Below are 17,702 nucleotides of genomic sequence, written 5' to 3' on the forward strand. Positions count from 1 at the left end.
ATCTGAAGCTGCGCAAGTGCGAAGGTTTTTGCGACAACGGGGAGGCGCACGGGGGATGGGCTACGTTCTGCCCGGATGGGCCGATGAGCTCCTGGACTTCATCGGAATCAACTGGCCGAATGTCGACGAGGACGACTACCGCCACATGGCGGACGCCATGCGGGACTTCGCCGACAAGTTCGAGGGACACGGTGGCGAGGCGCATGCGGCGGTGTCTCGCATCCTGGCGTCGTCGCAGGGCTGGGCCGTCGACGCGATGGAGAAGCACTGGTCCCATGTCAAGGCCGGACATCTGGAGAAGATCCCGGAGATAGCCCGCCTGTTCGCCGACGCGTGCGACGTGGTCGCGGACATCATCTTCGGGATGAAGACCAAGGCCGAAATCGAACTCGGCGCGATGGCCGCGTCGTTGGGTATCTCGGCGGGACTGGCCATTGCCACGGGCGGGCTGTCGGCGCTGATCGGGGCCGCCGAGACCGCGGCGATGCGCGAGGCGGTCAAGCGGATCGTCGACGAGGCCGTCGGCCGGATCGTGGACGAGCTGATGGCCCGGGTGACGCAGCCGGTCACCGGGAAGCTGGAGGCGATGGTCGAGGACGCGGTCTTCGATCTGGTGGAGGGTGCCTTCAAGCTGCCCCCGGTGCCGGACGACGGGAAGTCGGGCGCGCCAGCAGGGTCGGGGGACTCGGGCGGCAAGCACCACGGCGGCATGCAGCTGGCCTCCGCCGGTAGCGGTGACGGCGGTGCGGGAGCCGGGTCGGGCAAGCGGACAGTCATCGATCACGTCGAGTTCGAGGACGGGGCCGGCAAGGTCTCCCTCCACGGCGGTGAACTGCACCTTGCCGGTTCGGGCTCACTGGCGAGGGCGAGGGGTTCGTTCGGCCGGGCCCGTGGCAAGGACGCCTTCACCCAGGCCTTCGACTCCGTCCTCGAAGGCGCCCTGAAGGGTTCCGAGAAGGCGCTCGCTAAGGTCGCCACGCACATCAAGGAGACCGTTCCGGAGCGGGTCAAGGCCACGTCCCGCCTGCACAAGGGCATCGACCTCGATGTCCGCGACCGGATCAACGCCATCACCGGCGGCAAGAAGGGCAGCGACGGCGGATCGCGGCGCAGACTGCCCCAGTCGCTGCGCACGACGCTGGACAGCGCCCGGCAGAAGGCCGTCGCGCTGACGCAGCGCCGCTGCAAGACCGACCCGGTCGACGTCGCGAGCGGCGAGATGGTGCTGTCCCAGACCGACCTCGCCCTTCCAGGTGTCCTCCCCCTGCTGCTGCGCCGCACGCACATATCCGGCTACCACTACGGTCACTGTTTCGGACGGAGCTGGGCCTCCACGCTCGACGAGCGGCTGGAGCTGACGGGCAGCGGCGCGATATGGGCACGCGAGGACGGCTCGCTCCTTCAGTACCCCCGGCTGCCGCGAGAGGCGGGCGAGGAGGTGCTGCCCCGGGAGGGTGAGCGCGTCCCCCTGACGTACGTCGGGCGGTCGGCACTCGGCGACGTCACGTACGCCACGACCGACGTCCGCACCGGTCTGACCCGGCGCTTCAGCGGCAACCCGTACAGCTCCAACAGCCTGTACTGGCTGGGGGACATCGAGGACCGCAACGGCAACGGCATACAGATCGGGCGCGACGAAGAGGGCCTGGCCGCCACGGTCCTGCACGAGGGCGGCTATCGCCTCCGCGTCACCAGGGACACCGGCCTCGGCCGGGTCACGGCGCTCGACCTGGAGACCCCCGAAGGCCGGGTACGGGTGGCCTCATTCGCGTACGACGAGGCCCGCAACCTGGTGGGAGTGTCGGGTGCCCGCGGCGTGCCGCTGCGCTTCACCTACGACGAGGAGGGCCGCGTCACCTCGTGGACGGACCGCAACGGCCACACCTACGGCTATGTGTACGACGCGGCCGGACGGGTCGTGGAGACGATCGGGCCCGACGGCGCGCTCTCCGCACGCTTTGCCTACGACACCGCCGCCCGCGCGACCCGTTTCACCGACTCCACCGGTGCGGTCACCGTCACCCGCTTCAATCAGCTGGGCCAGACGCTCGACGAGACCGACCCGCTCGGCAACACCGTCCGCTTCGAGTGGGACCGCTACGACAACCTGCTGTCCCGCACCGACGAGCTGGGCCACACCTCCCGATTCACCTACGACGACGCGGGCAACCTCCTGAGCGTCCGGTACCCGGACGGGCGGCAGGCGTCGACCACGTACAACGCCCTGCACCTGCCGGAGACCATGACGGGTCCGGACGGCAGCGTGTGGCGGCAGACCTTCGACGAGCACGGCAACCGCACCGCGGTGATCGCGCCGGACGGCACCTCGACCACGTTCACCCACGACGCGACGGGCGCCCCGGTGACGGTGACGTTCCCGGCCGGCGAGACGGAGAGCCGTACCAACGACCCGGCGGGGCTGGCTCTTTCGGTCTCCGACGGACACGGTGCCACGTACCGGCTGCACCGCGACGCCTTCGGGCGGCCGCACGAGTGCGTCGACCCGGCCGGCTCCGTCACGCGCCTGGAGTGGACGGCGGACGGCTGGCTCACCCGGCGCACCGCACCCGACGGCGCGAGCGAGCGGTGGACATACGACGAGGAAGGCAACTGCCTCACCCACACCGACCCGCTCGGCGGTGTGACCCGTTTCGAGTACACGCGGTTCGACCTGCTCGCTGCCCGCACCGGCAGGGACGGGGCGCGCTACGAGTTCACGTACGACACCGAACTGCGGGTCAGCTCGGTACTCGACCCACTGGGCAGGACGTGGAGTTACCGGTACGGCCCGTCGGGCCTGACGGAGTCCGAGACCGACTTCGACGGGCGGACCTCTCGATACGAGTACGACGCGGCGGGCCGCCTCGTCGCCCGGACGACTCCGCTCGGGCATCGCATCGCCTTCACCTTCGACACGGTGGGCAACGTGCTGGAGAAGAACGCCGACGGCGTGCTCACCCGCTACACGTACGACGCCGACGACCAGCTGGTCGCCGCCGTGTCGCCGACGTCCTCGCTCGCCCTGGAACGCGACGCGATGGGCCGCCTGCTCGTGGAGACGGTCGACGGGCACAGCATGCGCTACGGCTACGACCCGCACGGCGAACTGGTCTCGCGGACGACGCCCACGGGCGCCACCACCGCGTACACGTACGACACCGCCGGGAACCGGGTGCGGGTGGACCTCGGCGGGCACGCACTCGGCTTCGCGCACGACGTGCTCGGCCGCGAGACCCGGCGCACTCTTGGTCCCCCGCACGCACCGGTGACGCTCGCCTCCCGGTGGGACGCGACCGGCCGACTGACAGCCCGGTCGCTGTCCACGCCCCACGGCATGCTCCGGGACCGTTCCTACGGCTACCGTGCCGACGGCTTCCTGACCCGTGTCACGGACCGACAGGGCGGCGTGGACCGGCACTTCGAGCTCGACCCCGTGGGCCGTCCGCTCGGGGTCACCGCCGCAGACTGGTCGGAGCGCTACGCCTACGACGCCACCGGGAACCAGATCGATGCCCACTGGCCCGACCGGGCCCGGCACCCCGAGAGCCGCGGCGAGCGGACGTACGACGGCACACGCCTGCTGGGTGCGGACGGGATGCGCTACGAGCACGACGCCGCCGGCCGGGTCGTACTGCGACAGAAGCGACGGCTGTCCCGCAAGCCCGACACCTGGCGCTACACCTGGGACGCCGAGGACCGCCTGGTCTCCTGCACCACCCCCGACGGCACCGAGTGGCGTTACACCTACGACGCGCTGGGCCGCCGTACCGCCAAGTACCGCATGAGCGTCGACGGGCGCACCGCCGTCGCTACGGTCCGCTTCGCCTGGGACGGCACCCAGCTGGCTGAGGAGACCGACACCGCCACGGGTGTCACCATGACCTGGGAGTACGAGGGCCCGCAGCCGATGGCGCAGTGGGAGCGCAGGCTGTCGGCCGACGCGGGCCAGGGAGAGGTGGACAGCCGGTTCTTCGCCATCGTCACGGACGTCATCGGCACTCCGACCGAACTCGTCGACGAACAGGGCGACATCGCCTGGCACAAGCGCTCCACGGTCTGGGGCATCACCGCCCGCAACCGCGACGCACGCGCCCAGACCCCCCTGCGCTTCCCCGGCCAGTACGCCGACCCGGAGACGGGCCTGCACTACAACCTGAACCGCCACTACGACCCCGAGACGGCCCGCTATCTCTCGGCGGACCCCCTGGGCCTCGTGCCCGCGCCCAATCCCGCGGCGTATGTCGTCAACCCCTGCACCTGGATGGACCCCGAGGGCCTGGTGGCCAAGGGGTGCACGCAGATCGGCGGCTGGTACGGCGGACTGCTGCCCTCGAACCGGATGGCGAACGGGAAGAAGTATCCGCAGGCCATGGAGGTCAACCACATCCCGGCCAAGTCGGCGTACAAGGACGTGATCGAGCCCGGCTTCTACATCGCGAACAAGCCCCACAAGAAGCAGAAGGTCAACAACGGTCCGGCCATCCGCATGGAGCAGGCCGACCACGAGAAGCTCTACAGCACGGGGTACTCGCTGCATTCCCAGGCGTGGCAGCAGTACCAGCGTGAGCTGATCAACCAGGGGCGCATCACCGAGGCGATGCGCATGGACATCGACGACATCAAGCGGCGATTCCCCGGCAAATACGATCAGCACATCAAGGACATGGTGGCCGGCCTGAAGGACAACAAGCCCCTCCAGGAGATGCTCAAGAAGCGAGGATGGAGCATCGACACGAACGCCCTGCTGGCCTGAGGGCCGGGGATGCGTAACCAAGGGAGTGAACATGGAACTGGAACTCGTGCCGCACGTCGGCACAGGGCGTTTCCGGCTCGGCATGTCGGTCGAGGACGCGCGCGCCGCGGTGGCGCAGGGGGGTCTTTTCCGGACCGTTTCGAGCGACGAGGAGCCGGGGCAGATCGTGCTCACGCACGACGCATCCGAGATGAACGTGGTGCTCGGGTTCACCAAGGGCGCGCTGAGCGGTGTGGAGCTGTACCGGTTCCGGAACGAGGACGCCGATGTGCGGGTGCTGCTCGACGGACTGGACGTCTTCCGCACTCCGGGCGAGGACCTCTTCGAACAGCTCGCGGAGCGGGGCCACACCATCGAGGAGAACGACCTGGGCTTCGACGCCCTGCCGGAACTCAACGTGATTCTCGCGAACCAGAGCAGCTACGCATACCCGGTGGACGAAGAGGGCGACCCGATCTTCTACGACTACGTCCTGGTCGCGGACCGGATCTGAGGGCGGGGGCCGCCTGGGCGTCGAGATCGCTACGTGCCGGTCACCTCCGAGCTTGTCGTCTGGACGGAGCAGGATGGATCTGACACTCGACCCGCCGCGCGGAGTCGCTCCGTTGCGGTTGGGGATGACGCTCGACGAGGCCGTCGCGGCGGGGCGCGGCTGGGGTGAGCCCAGGGTGGCCGGGCGACGGACTTCGGCGCGCGTCTCCTGGTCCGTGGACGGGGTGGGGGTGCAGGCCCTCCTGGAGAGCAGTCCCACGGTCACGGCGGTCGAGCTGTGGTGGCCCGGCGAGGGCCGGACGTCCGGTACGCGGGTCCTGCTCGACGGGGACGACGTGTTCGCAACGCCCGCCCAGGATCTCTTCCGGCGTGCCGCCGCGCGGGGCTGGACGGTCGACACCTCGGCGCCCGAGTACCCGGTGATCCCCGGTGTGTCGCTGGGTTTCACCCGGCAGACCTCCCAGGAGGTTCCCCGGGACGCCGGCGGTCTGCCGTCGTACGTCACGTCCGTCCTCGTGGGCGGGAGGGACTATTACGGCGTCCGGCGCGGGGAGCGGGGGTGATCGCTTCGTATCGCTCCGTCGGTCGCCCTGGTCACGGGCCCGCTCGGCGGGTTAGCGTCCGCGCATGGCTGGCGCTACCGATGTGACCTTCGATCCCTGGGACCCGGCGTTCCTCGCCGACCCGTACCCGGCCTATGCCGATCTGCGGGCGCGGGGCAGGGTGATCCGGTACGAGGCGACCGACCAGTGGCTGGTCCCGCACCACGCGGACGTCTCGGCGCTGCTCAGGGACCGGCGGCTCGGGCGGACGTACCGGCACCGGTTCTCGCACGAGGACTTCGGGCGCGGCGCGCCCCCGCCCGAGCAGGAGCCGTTCCACACGCTCAACGATCACGGGATGCTCGATCTGGAGCCGCCGGACCACACGCGGATCCGGCGCCTGGTGTCGAAGGCGTTCACGCCGAGGACGGTCGAGCGGCTGGCGCCGTATGTGCGCCGGCTGGCGGACGAGTTGGTGGCCGGGCTGGTCCGGGAGGGCGGCGGGGATCTGCTCGCGGAGGTGGCCGAGCCGCTGCCCGTCGCCGTCATCGCCGAGATGCTGGGCATTCCGGAGGCGGACCGGGCGTCGCTGCGGCCCTGGTCGGCGGACATCTGCGGGATGTACGAGCTGAACCCGTCGCAGGAGACCGCGGCCCGTGCCGTCCGGGCTTCCATGGAGTTCTCGGAGTTCCTGCGCGAGCTGATCGCGGCGCGGCGGAGGGAGCCGGGGGAGGATCTGATCTCCGGGCTGATCGCCGCTCACGACGAGGGCGACCGGCTGACCGAGCAGGAGATGATCTCCACGGCCGTGCTGCTGCTCAACGCGGGGCACGAGGCCACGGTCAACGCGACGGTCAACGGCTGGTTCGCGCTGTTCCGGAACCCCGCCCAGCTCGCCGCGCTCCGAGCTGACCACGCGCTGATCCCGTCCGCGATCGAGGAACTGCTGCGCTACGACACCCCGCTCCAGCTCTTCGAGCGCTGGGTGCTGGACGACATCGAGATCGGCGGCACGACGATCCCGAGGGGTTCGGAGATCGCCATGCTCTTCGGGTCCGCCAACCATGACCCGGCGGTCTTCACCGACCCCGGCCGCCTGGACCTGACCCGTGCGGACAACCCGCACATCTCCTTCGGCGCGGGCATCCACTACTGCATCGGCGCTCCCCTGGCCCGGATCGAGCTGGGCGCCTCGATGCGGGCCCTGCTGGAGCGGGCTCCCGGCCTGGCCCTGGCCTCGGAACCGGAGCGGAAGCCCCACTTCGTCATGCGCGGACTGGAAGCGCTGCCCGTGGTGGCCGGTTGACCGGCGCGGTCAGCCGGCCAGGTCCCGGCGGAGCAGGCCCGCCAGGCCGCCCGTCACCAGCAGCGCCGCCAGGGCCAGCAGGACGCCCACGGGAGTCCAGTCCAGGTGACCGCCGGGGAGCTTCGGGAGGTGGCCGAAGGGGGAGAGGTCCAGGACGGCACGGGGGACGTTCAGCGCCGGGCCGATCCAGCCGATCAGCAGGGCCGCGCCCGCCACGCCCCACGCGGCCGTCGCGCCCCGCGGCAGGACGCCGTGGAGCAGGACGGCGAGGCCGCCGATCACCCAGACGGCGGCGACCTGGAGCAGGCACGCGCCCAGCACCGGGCCGATCTGCCGGCCGTAGCCGACGGCGAAGCCCAGTCCGGCGAGCAGCATGATCAGGGCCGAGCCGCCGAAGGCGATCAGCAGGTGGCCGGCTGCCCAGCGCAGCCGGCCCACCGCGCCGGCCAGGACCGGTTCGGCGCGGCCGGAGCTCTCCTCGCCGTTCAGCCGCAGCACGGAGGAGACGACGTAGAGCGCGGCGACCAGGCCGAGCATGCCGACCATCGCGGCGAGGAAGGCGTCGGTCAGCCCCGACTGGCCGCCCATGCGCTGGAAGATCTCCCGGGCCTGGGCGTTGTCGCCGACGAGCCTCGCGGCACCGTCGGTCAGCCCGCCGTAGACGACCCCGGCGAGGAAGAAGCCGATCGACCAGCCGAGGACGCTGCCGCGCTGCAGCCGCCAGGCCAGGGCGCCGGCGGTGCCGAGCCGGCCCGCCGCCGGTCCCGGCCGGGTCGGCAGGAAGCTCATGCCGATGTCCCGGCGGCCCGCCAACGCGTAGGCGAGGAAGGCCTGGAGGGCCGTCGCCGCCACGAACAGAAGCAGCACCCACCAGCGTTCGGCCGCGAAGGCGCGCAGGTTCTCCAGCCAGCCGAGCGGGGACAGCCAGGTGAGGACGGACGAGCCGTCGGAGGAGGCCGAGTCGCCCGCCGCGCGCAGCACGAAGGCCGCGCCGAGCACCGCCGCCGTCAGCCCCCGGGCCAGCCGGGCGCTCTCGGTCAGCTGGGCGACGATCGCCGCCGCCGTGGCGAAGACCATGCCCGCGCCCGCCACCCCGAGCCCGAAGGCCAGGGCGCCTGCCGTGCCCTGCGCGGCGAGTCCGGCCACGATCAGGACGCACAGGGCCGTGTTCGCGACGGCCGCCGCCAGCAGGGCCGCCGTCAGGGGAGCCCGGCGCCCGACCGCCCCGGAGGAGAGCAGTTCCTGCCGCCCGCTCTCCTCCTCGTCGCGGGTGTGCCGGACGACGACGAGAAGGCTCATGACGGCGGCGAGGGCGCCCGCGTACACGCCGACGCGCCAGGCGGTCAGCGCGCCGAGCGAGTCGTCGAAGACCGGGCCGACCATGGCGCGCAGCGAGGCGTTGCCGGCCATCTGGTGCCGGAGGTCGGCGCGCTGGGCGGGGGTGACGTACAGGGTCTTCAGGGTGTTCGGCATGGAGAGGACCATCAGCGCGTTCACCGCGACCCAGACCGGCAGCATCACGCGGTCGCGGCGCAGCGCGAACCTCAACAGGGTTCCGGTACCGGCCAGTTGGCGGGGCATCAGGCCGACGCCCCCTCGGTCCGCGCCGACTCTTCCGTGTAGTGCCGCAGGAACAGCTCCTCCAGCGTCGGCGGGGTCGAGGTCAGCGAGCGCACTCCGGTGGCGCTCAACGACCGCAGGACGGCGTCGAGCCGGTCGGTGTCGACCTGGAGCCGGACCCGGTGGTCCTGGATGTCCAGGTCGTGCACGCCCGGCAGGTGGGCCAGTCCGTCGGGCGGGCCCGCGAGTTCGGCGCTGACGCTGGTGCGGGTGAGGTGGCGCAGGTCGGTGAGCGAGCCGCTCTCCACCGTGCGCCCCTTGCGGATGATGCTGACCCGGTCGCACAGCTCCTCCACCTCGCTGAGGATGTGCGAGGAGAGGAGGATCGTGCGGCCCCTGTCGCGTTCCTCCTCCACGCAAGCCTGGAAGACCTCCTCCATCAGCGGGTCCAGGCCCGAGGTCGGCTCGTCCAGGATCAGCAGGTCGACGTCGGAGGCGAAGGCGGCGACCAGGGCGACCTTCTGCCGGTTGCCCTTGGAGTAGGTGCGGCCTTTCTTGGTGGGGTCCAGCTCGAAGCGCTGGATCAGCTCCGCCCTGCGCCGTTGGTCGAGGCCTCCGCGCAGTCGGCCGTAGAGGTCGATGACCTCGCCGCCGGAGAGGTTGCGCCACAGGGTGACGTCGCCGGGGACGTACGCGATGCGGCGGTGCACCTCGACCGCGTCCCGCCAGGGGTCGCGGCCCAGCACCTGGGCGGCGCCCGCGTCGGCGCGCAGCAGTCCGAGCAGGACGCGGATGGTGGTCGACTTGCCGGCGCCGTTGGGGCCGAGGAAGCCGTGCACCTCACCGGCCTCGACGTCCAGGTCGAGGCCGTCCAGCGCGTGGGTGCGGCCGAAGGACTTGTGGAGCCCGGAGACCGTGATTGCCTTGGTCATGCATCAGAACGTACGCTTCTTTCAGAAATTTGTGAAGTTAAGGAAGCGCATGAACGCCGGATAGGGTGAGCGACATGACGGAGCCAGGGAGCGGGACGGAGTCAGGGAGCGCGCGGGACCCCGAGGCGGTCTCGCGGTTCGTGGAGCGGTTCGCGGCGCAGCTGGTCGAGGCCGGGATGCAGCGCATGCCCTCCCGCGTCTTCGCGGCCCTGCTCGCCTCCGACACCGGCACCCTGACCTCGGCCGAGCTGAGCGAGCAACTGCGGATCAGCCCCGCCGCCGTCTCCGGCGCCGTGCGCTATCTCGCCCAGGTCCACATGGTGTCGAGAGAGCGGGAGCCCGGCTCGCGCCGGGAGCGCTACCGGGTGCACAGCGACCAGTGGTACGAGGCGCTCACCAGCCGCGAGGCGATCATCAAGCGCTGGGAGGACGCCCTGCGCGAGGGCGTCGCCAGTCTCGGAGCCGACACCCCCTCGGGCCGCCGGCTCGCGCAGACGCTGGCCTTCTTCGAGTTCATCGAGCAGGACGTGGCCCTGATGATGGAGCGGTGGCGGGTGTACCGGCAGGAGAGGTTCGGGGACTGAGCCCGCTCAGCGCTCCTTCGTCTCCTCCAGCACCGTCCGCCCCAGCAGCGCGTACCGCTCGGGCGCCCGCCGCTTGAGGTACTGCGCGCCCCCGATCCCCGCCGCCGCGACCAGGGCCACCAGCCACGGCGTCGCCTTCAGCACCAGCGAGCCGGACTCGGGACCGGCCGCCGCGCCCATGTTGGACACGAGGAGCACGACGACACCGAGCATCGCGATGCCGCCGAGCAGCGGCGCGGTGAAGGTGCGGAACCAGTGGCGGCTCTCGGGGTGGTGGGAGCGGAAGTAGGCCATCACCGCGAAGGAGCACACGGCCTGCACGACGAGGATCGCCATGGTGCCGAGGATGGCGAGCAGGACGTACGTGCCGGTGTACGGGTCCTTGCCCGCGGCCCAGAACGCGCCGAGCAGCACCGCGGTGACCGCCGTCTGCACCAGCCCGGCGATGTGCGGGGAGCCGTGCCGGGCGTGGGTGCGGCCGACGGTGCGCCGGAGCGACGGCAGGACGCCCTCCCGCCCCAGGGCGTAGAGATAGCGGGCGGCGCAGTTGTGGAAGGCCATGCCGCAGGCCAGCGAGCCGGTGATCATCAGCCACTGCATGACGTCGACCGCCCAGTGCCCGACGTAGCGCTCGGTGGGGTTGAAGAACATCGCGAGCGGGTTGGCGGAGGAGGCCGCCTTCACGGCCTCGGCCTCGCCGTTGCCGGAGATGGCCATCCAGGAGACGAGGACGTAGAAGACGCCGACGCCCAGGACGCTGATCATCGTGGCCTTGGGGATGATCTTCTTCGGGTCGCGGGACTCCTCGCCGTACATCGCGGTCGACTCGAAGCCGACCCAGGACCAGAAGGCGAAGAACAGCCCGAGCCCGGCGGACGTGCCCTTGAAGGCGTTGACCGGGTCGACCGGCGCGAAGGTGAACCCGTGCGGGCCGCCGCCGTGGAGGGCGACCGACACCGCCATCGCGGCCAGCACGGTCACCTCGGTCGCCAGCAGCACCACCAGCAGTTTCTCGGCGACGCTGACCCCGAACCAGGTGCCGGTCGCGTTGATCGCGAGCATCAGCACGGCGAAGGCCCACCAGGGCACGTGCGCGCCGGTCTGGTCCTTCAGGGTCGTGGTCGCGAAGGTCGAGAAGATCCCGATGAGCGCGGGCTCGAAGACGACGTACGCGAAGGTCGCGAGCAGTCCGGAGGCGAGCCCGACGGTCCGCCCCAGCCCGTACGAGATGAACCCGTAGAAGGCGCCCGTGGACGTGATGTGCTTCGCCATCGAGGTGAAACCGACGGAAAAGATTGCCAGGACGACCATTGCCACGAGATAACTCGCGGGCGCCCCGATCCCGTTGCCGGACGACACCATGAAGGGCACGTTCCCGGTCATCGCGGTGATCGGCGCGGCGGTCGCCACGGCCATGAAGACGACCCCGAGCAACCCGACGGCGTTGGGTTTCAGCCGGTGAACCGCATCCGAGCCATCCGCCTCCGCCGTCGGGGCAACGCCCTCGTCCACTGCCATCGGGTGGCCCCCTCCGTGTCCGGTCCGTGAGTCCTGGTGGGTCCTGATGGAGCAGGATGGTGGATGAGCCGGGGGCGCGGGAAGGGGTCGGCCGGGTTAAATATTTGTCACCAGACCTTTAGGGGTGACGCGTCGGGGTTCCTCAGGACGGCAGGACCAGCCCCCAGGCCGCCTCCGCCACCCGCCAGGTGCGCCTGCGTACGGGGCCCGAGACGGTCCCGTCGGCCCGGTAGCGGAAGTCCGGTCCCGTGACCGTCACCGTGCGCCCGCAGGCCCGCAGCGGGGTCGCCTCGGCGCCCACCGACAGGGGGCGGCACTCCACCTCGGCCGTGCCGGCGCCGGACGCCCCGGGTACTGCCGGCACTCCGGGAGTCACCGTCAGGGACTCCAGCGGCTCGTCCAGGTCCACGAGCGTCTCGCCGTCGAGCTGGACGCGCAGCCGGGTGGGGCCGGGGGAGGGGACCGCCGGGAGCCGGGGCGGGCGGGCGGGCAGGGTGCGGGCCAGCAGGGTGCGGTACCAGCGGCCGGCGGCGGGCGCCACCGGTTCGGGCACGGGCGCGGGGACGCGCCGGGCCGGCGGGATCGCCAGCCCGGTCAGGACGACCCCGTCGCTGTCGTCGACCAGCAGGTCCAGCCGCCGTTCCGTGCCCTCCAGGACCGCCCGGGCCGCCGCCACCGCGCCGCCGGGCACGCCCAGCGACTCCGTCAGGGACGTTTCTCCCGCCCCGCCGACCGGCACCACCGACAGACCGCATCCGGCAAGTTCGCGCCCGCGGTGCAGCAGCGTGACGGCTCGTAGCAGAGCGTGGTCGTCGCCGATGACGACCGGCCGCCGCGAACCCCTTCGGCCCAGCGCCCGGGCGAATTCCTCCGGGCCGTCCGGGAGGCACACTTTCGCCGCCGCACCCGCGCTGAGCACGTCTTTCGCGATCCGAACGGACTCGCCGTCCGTCTGCCGTGCCGCCGGATCGATGATCACCAGCAGCTGGTCGGACATCGCGAAAGTCGCCACCTCGGTCCTGCCTCGCTTCCTCGGGTAGCATCTTTGTGCAAGAGCCCCTTGCGCTATTGCGCCAGGGGCTTCGTCTATTCCGGGGCATCCGGTCCGACGGTTGTGCGACCAACGGCGGTCGCTGTGGCACGCGGCGGTGAACCTTACGCCCACGCCCCCGACCTTGGACATGCCCCGCCCGGAAGGGGTGTACGCGCGTGCCCGCACTTGTGCTGCTCGGTGCTCAGTGGGGTGACGAAGGCAAGGGGAAGGCGACCGACCTGCTCGGTGGCTCGGTGGACTATGTAGTGCGCTACCAGGGCGGCAACAACGCCGGCCACACGGTCGTCGTGGGCGACCAGAAGTACGCGCTCCACCTTCTCCCTTCCGGAATCCTCTCCCCCGGCTGTACGCCGGTCATCGGCAACGGTGTCGTCGTCGACCCGTCGGTCCTGCTCTCCGAGCTGAGCGGTCTGAACGAGCGAGGCGTCGACACGTCAAAGCTCCTGATCAGCGGTAACGCGCACATCATCACGCCGTACAACGTCACCGTCGACAAGGTGACGGAACGCTTCCTCGGAAAGAGGAAGATCGGCACGACCGGGCGCGGTATCGGTCCCACCTACGCCGACAAGATCAACCGCGTCGGCATCCGGGTCCAGGACCTCTACGACGAGTCGATCCTGACCCAGAAGGTCGAGGCGGCCCTCGACGTCAAGAACCAGCTCCTGACCAAGCTGTACAACCGGCGCGCGATCGCCGTGGACCAGGTCGTGGAGGAACTGCTGGGCTACGCCGAGCAGATCAAGCCGTACGTCACCGACACCGTCCTGGTCCTGAACCAGGCGCTGGAGGACGACAAGGTCGTCCTGTTCGAGGGCGGTCAGGGCACCCTCCTCGACATCGACCACGGCACGTACCCCTTCGTCACCTCCTCCAACCCGACGGCCGGCGGCGCCTGCACCGGCGCCGGCGTGGGTCCGACGAAGATCAGCCGGGTCATCGGCATCCTGAAGGCGTACACGACCCGCGTCGGTGCCGGCCCGTTCCCCACCGAGCTGTTCGACGAGGACGGCGAGGCGCTGCGCCGGATCGGCGGCGAGCGGGGCGTGACGACCGGCCGTGACCGCCGCTGCGGCTGGTTCGACGCCGTCATCGCCCGCTACGCGACCCGCGTGAACGGCCTGACCGACTTCTTCCTCACCAAGCTGGACGTGCTGACCGGCTGGGAGCAGATCCCGGTCTGCGTGGCGTACGAGATCGACGGCAGGCGCGTCGAGGAACTGCCCTACTCGCAGACGGACTTCCACCACGCGAAGCCGGTCTACGAGACGCTGCCGGGCTGGAGCGAGGACATCACCAAGGCGAAGTCCTTCGCGGACCTGCCGAAGAACGCCCAGAACTACGTCAAGGCGCTGGAGGAGATGTCCGGCGCCCCGATCTCCGCGATCGGCGTGGGCCCGGGCCGGGACGAGACGATCGAGATCAACTCGTTCCTGTAGTTCCGCAGTTCCATAATTCCTGGTAGTTCCCCACAGTTCGCCCCCACGTCACGGGCCGGTCATGGACATGAAGTTCCTTGACCGGCCCTTGGGTTGTTCGTGGTTCTCAGGGGAAGAGTCCAAGGCAAGCATCTACGCGGGTAGTTGCCGCCGCGTTCCGCCCATTCCTTCCTCTCATCCTCCCTCCAGGAGCCCTGAATGCCCGTCAGTCCCATGAACCGCCGGGAGTTCGTGAAGAAGTCGGCCGTCACCGGAGCGGCCGTCGCCGCGGCCGGGACCGTCGCCGCCGCGCCCGCCCGGGCGGCCGAGCAGCAGCGCGGACACACGCCGCGCACCTGGTCGTTCTCGATCCTCGGCACCACCGACCTGCACAGCCACGTCTTCGACTGGGACTACTACAAGGACGCGGCCTACAGCGACAAGGCGGGCAACTCCGTGGGTGTGGCGCGGGTCGCCACGCTCATCAAGCAGCAGCGCGAGGCCAAGGGCGAGCACCGCGTCCTCCTCGTCGACGCCGGTGACATCATCCAGGGCACCTCGCTCGCCTACTACTTCGCGCGCGTCGACCCGATCACCGGGACCGACGGCAAGAAGGGCCCCCGGCACCCGATGGCCGTGGCCATGAACCACATGCGCTACGACGCCGCCGCCCTTGGCAACCACGAGTTCAACTACGGCATCGAGACGCTGCGCAGGTTCGAGAAGCAGTGTCACTTCCCGCTGCTCGGCGCGAACGCGCTGGACGCGAAGACGCTCCGGCCCGCCTTCCACCCGTACACGGTGAAGCGGATCTGCGTGCCGGGCGCCCCCGACATCAAGGTCGGCATCCTCGGGCTCACCAACCCCGGGATCGCCCTGTGGGACAAGGACAACGTCAGCGGGAAGATGGTCTTCCCCGGGCTGGTGGAGCAGGCGAAGAAGTACGTGCCCCGGCTGCGGGCGCTCGGCTGCGACGTGGTCTTCCTGACCGACCACTCGGGCCTGGACGGCTCGTCCTCGTACGGCGACGCGCTGCCGTACGTCGAGAACGCCTCCAACATCGTCGCCGAGCAGGTCCCCGGCATCGACGCGATCCTGGTCGGCCACACCCACGTCGAGGTGCCCTCCTACACCGTCAAGAACGCGGAGACCGGCGAGGAGGTCCTCCTCTCCGAGCCGTACTGCTGGGGCTACCGGCTCAGCGTCTTCGACTTCGAGGTCGAGCTGGAGCACGGCCGCTGGAAGGTCGTCGGCAAGAAGGCCCAGACCCTCAACCCCAACACGGTGGACGAGGACCCGGAGATCAAGAAGCTCCTGGAGGCCGACCACGAGCTGGTCGTGAAGTACGTCAACACCGCGGTCGGCACCTGCACCGAGGACCTCTCGGCGGCCGAGTCCTGCTGGAAGGACGTGCCGATCATGGACTTCATCCAGAAGGTCCAGGCCGACACGGTCAAGGCGGGCCTCTCGGCGGCCGACGCCGCCCTGCCGCTGATCTCCGTCGCCGCGCCGTTCAGCCGCACCGCCGACATCCCCAAGGGCAACGTCACCATCAAGGACATCGCCGGGCTCTACATCTACGACAACACCCTGTACGGCAAGAAGCTGACGGGCGCCCAGCTCAAGGACTACCTGGAGTACGCGGCGAAGTACTACCACCAGGTCCCGGCCGGCACGAAGGTCGACACCGCGACGCTGACCAACGCCAACAGCTTCTGGGACTACATGTACGACGTGGCCGCCGGCGTCGACTATGAGATCGACATCGCGCAGCCCGAGGGGTCCCGGATCAAGAACCTCTCCTACAACGGCACCCCGGTCGCCGCCGACCAGGTCTTCGTCGTGGCCGTCAACAACTACCGGGCGAACGGCGGTTCCGGCTACCCGCACATCGCCTCGGCGCCGATCGCCTACAGCTCGACCAACGAGATCCGGCAGCTGATGATCGACTACGTGACGGCGAAGAAGACGCTGGACCCGGCGGACTTCGCGAAGGTCAACTGGAAGCTGACGCAGGCGGGGACGCCGGTCTTCTAGACCACCGCGCCCACCCTGCCGTGCACCGGCGGGTCTCTGCTCCCGCGGGCAGTGGCCCGCCGGTCAGCTGAAGACGATCATCGAGCCCTGGGCGAGGGAGCGGGTCGCCGCCGCGTGCAGGCCCAGCCAGACGTGCCGCTCGCGGGCGAAGGGGCTCGGGTCGTAGGGCGCCGGGACCGCCGGTTCCTCCAGCTCCGTGGGGGCCGTGGGGGCTGCCGGGGCGGCCGGGGGGTTGGCCGGGTCGATGCCGAGCGACGGGGCCACGTACTCCAGTTCCCGCAGCAGGCTCTGCGAGCTGCCCAACGGGCCGCCGCCCGCGAGGAGTTCCTCGTTGGACAGCGGGTGCGGGAAGTCGACGGGGACGTACGCGCCCGCGTGGTCGTAGTGCCAGACCAGGTGCGACTGCTGGGCCGTGGACTCGAACATCTCCAGCAACTGCTCGTAGTCGCTGCCCAGTTCGCCGACCGGGGTCACCGGCAGGCCGCACGCCTGGAGGAGGTAGGCGCGGCGCAGGAAGTGCAGGGCGTCGTAGTCGAAGCCGGCCACCGGGGCGACCTCGCCGTTCAGGCCCGGCATGTACTGGTACACCGGCACGGGTGGCAGGCCGGCCTCCGCCAGTGCCTTGTTGTACTGCGCGAGTTCGTCGGCGAACGGATTGTCCGGGGTGTGGCACAACACATCCACGAGCGGCACCAGCCACAGGTCACAGGCCAAAGAGGGCTCCTCGCACACATCACTCGCACACTGAAGGTGGTCAGGGAAGGGTACTGCTCGATCACCCGTTGGTCAGGTGCTCCAGCAGGGCGAGGGAGTGGGCGTTGGAGGCGGCGACGATCCGGCGGGCGGCGTCGGCCTCGCGGCGGGCCAGCGCGTCGACCAGCTCGGGGTGCCCGGCCCACAGGCGGCCGCGCAGATCGGGCAGGCGCAGCAGGTGCTGCACCGCGCAGACCCAGGACTGCACGCGCAGCCGGTGCAGGAAGTCACCGAGGTAGGGGTTGCCGAACAACGCGCTCAGCTCGCGCCAGAAGCGCAGGTCGTAGCCGATGAGGATGGTCAGGTCGCCCGCTGTCGCGGCCCGCGCGGCCTCCTCGCCGCGGCGGCGGACGGTGGTCAGCGCGGCCGTCGTACGGGGGTCGTCCGGCGGGGTGCGGAAGGCGGGGTGGCCGGTGGTGAGGGCCTGGAACATGCCGTCGGTGACCAGGCTGCGGGCCTCGATCATGTTCCGGTAGTCGGTGACGGAGTACTCCGGCACGCGGAAGCCGCGGTGCTGGTCGGCCTCCAGGATGCCCTGCGCGGACAGGTCGACCAGCGCCTCGCGGACGGGGGTGGCGGAGACGCCGTACTGGTCGGCGATCTCCTTGACCGTGAACGCCCGGCCCGGTCGCAGCCGCCCCGCGAGCACCTCGTCACGGAGCGCGTCCGCGATCTGCTGGCGCAGCGTGCTGCGCGTCACAGCGGCGTTGCCGGACATGGTCGGGCCTCTCCTCACGCGGTCGGTGACGTACT

The 17,702-nt window shown here is 70.5% G+C and carries 13 protein-coding genes; 7 read left to right on the plus strand and 6 right to left on the minus strand.

Annotated elements, in window-relative coordinates; translation table 11 throughout:
* Window positions 1-55 precede the first annotated feature (55 nt).
* The 4 genes from ACZ4MF_RS06100 (at window position 56) to ACZ4MF_RS06115 (ending at window position 7,093) form a co-directional block, all read left to right on the plus strand.
* On the plus strand, window positions 56-4,753 hold the full coding sequence (locus ACZ4MF_RS06100; protein ID WP_467490226.1) for an RHS repeat-associated core domain-containing protein: 4,698 nt from the start codon (window positions 56-58) through the stop codon (window positions 4,751-4,753).
* Window positions 4,754-4,784: 31 nt separating this feature from the next.
* A complete protein-coding gene (locus ACZ4MF_RS06105) occupies window positions 4,785-5,246 on the plus strand; it encodes a hypothetical protein (RefSeq protein ID WP_467490228.1) in 462 nt (153 codons plus the stop codon).
* 73 nt (window positions 5,247-5,319) lie between these two features.
* Window positions 5,320-5,808 (plus strand): hypothetical protein, encoded by a 489-nt coding sequence (locus ACZ4MF_RS06110; protein WP_467490230.1) that lies wholly within the window; start codon window positions 5,320-5,322, stop codon window positions 5,806-5,808.
* A 64-nt stretch (window positions 5,809-5,872) separates the two neighbouring features.
* A complete protein-coding gene (locus tag ACZ4MF_RS06115) occupies window positions 5,873-7,093 on the plus strand; it encodes a cytochrome P450 (RefSeq protein WP_467490232.1) in 1,221 nt (406 codons plus the stop codon).
* Window positions 7,094-7,102: 9 nt separating this feature from the next.
* On the opposite strand, the gene ACZ4MF_RS06120 is transcribed toward ACZ4MF_RS06115, so the two are convergent.
* Window positions 7,103-8,674: an ABC transporter permease gene (locus tag ACZ4MF_RS06120; RefSeq protein ID WP_467490234.1), complete on the minus strand. Its 1,572-nt coding sequence runs from the start codon at window positions 8,672-8,674 to the stop codon at window positions 7,103-7,105.
* On the minus strand, window positions 8,674-9,585 hold the full coding sequence (locus tag ACZ4MF_RS06125) for an ABC transporter ATP-binding protein (RefSeq protein WP_467490236.1): 912 nt from the start codon (window positions 9,583-9,585) through the stop codon (window positions 8,674-8,676). Before ACZ4MF_RS06125 ends, ACZ4MF_RS06120 begins: the two co-directional genes overlap by 1 nt.
* Window positions 9,586-9,659: 74 nt before the next feature.
* Between ACZ4MF_RS06125 and ACZ4MF_RS06130 the strand changes: the two genes are divergently transcribed.
* Window positions 9,660-10,169: a GbsR/MarR family transcriptional regulator gene (locus tag ACZ4MF_RS06130; RefSeq protein ID WP_467490238.1), complete on the plus strand. Its 510-nt coding sequence runs from the start codon at window positions 9,660-9,662 to the stop codon at window positions 10,167-10,169.
* Between the two features lie 6 nt (window positions 10,170-10,175).
* On the opposite strand, the gene ACZ4MF_RS06135 is transcribed toward ACZ4MF_RS06130, so the two are convergent.
* Both ACZ4MF_RS06135 and ACZ4MF_RS06140 read right to left on the minus strand, forming a co-directional pair.
* Window positions 10,176-11,687 (minus strand): APC family permease, encoded by a 1,512-nt coding sequence (locus ACZ4MF_RS06135; RefSeq protein ID WP_467490240.1) that lies wholly within the window; start codon window positions 11,685-11,687, stop codon window positions 10,176-10,178.
* A gap of 142 nt (window positions 11,688-11,829) precedes the next feature.
* Window positions 11,830-12,684, minus strand: a complete 855-nt coding sequence (locus tag ACZ4MF_RS06140; RefSeq protein WP_467490242.1) for a diacylglycerol kinase — start codon at window positions 12,682-12,684, stop codon at window positions 11,830-11,832.
* Between the two features lie 212 nt (window positions 12,685-12,896).
* Between ACZ4MF_RS06140 and ACZ4MF_RS06145 the strand changes: the two genes are divergently transcribed.
* Window positions 12,897-14,180: an adenylosuccinate synthase gene (locus tag ACZ4MF_RS06145; protein WP_467490244.1), complete on the plus strand. Its 1,284-nt coding sequence runs from the start codon at window positions 12,897-12,899 to the stop codon at window positions 14,178-14,180.
* A gap of 198 nt (window positions 14,181-14,378) precedes the next feature.
* Entirely contained in the window at window positions 14,379-16,196 is a 1,818-nt protein-coding gene (locus ACZ4MF_RS06150) for a bifunctional metallophosphatase/5'-nucleotidase (protein ID WP_467490246.1), read from the plus strand.
* A gap of 63 nt (window positions 16,197-16,259) precedes the next feature.
* Here the strand turns inward: ACZ4MF_RS06150 and ACZ4MF_RS06155 are convergent, their stop codons facing one another.
* Window positions 16,260-16,910, minus strand: a complete 651-nt coding sequence (locus tag ACZ4MF_RS06155; protein ID WP_467490248.1) for a hypothetical protein — start codon at window positions 16,908-16,910, stop codon at window positions 16,260-16,262.
* Between the two features lie 61 nt (window positions 16,911-16,971).
* Complete coding sequence (locus ACZ4MF_RS06160; protein ID WP_467490250.1) at window positions 16,972-17,667, minus strand: GntR family transcriptional regulator; 696 nt, start codon at window positions 17,665-17,667, stop codon at window positions 16,972-16,974.
* Window positions 17,668-17,702: the final 35 nt, after the last annotated feature.

Source organism: Streptomyces sp. NPDC025793 (genome assembly GCF_055558375.1).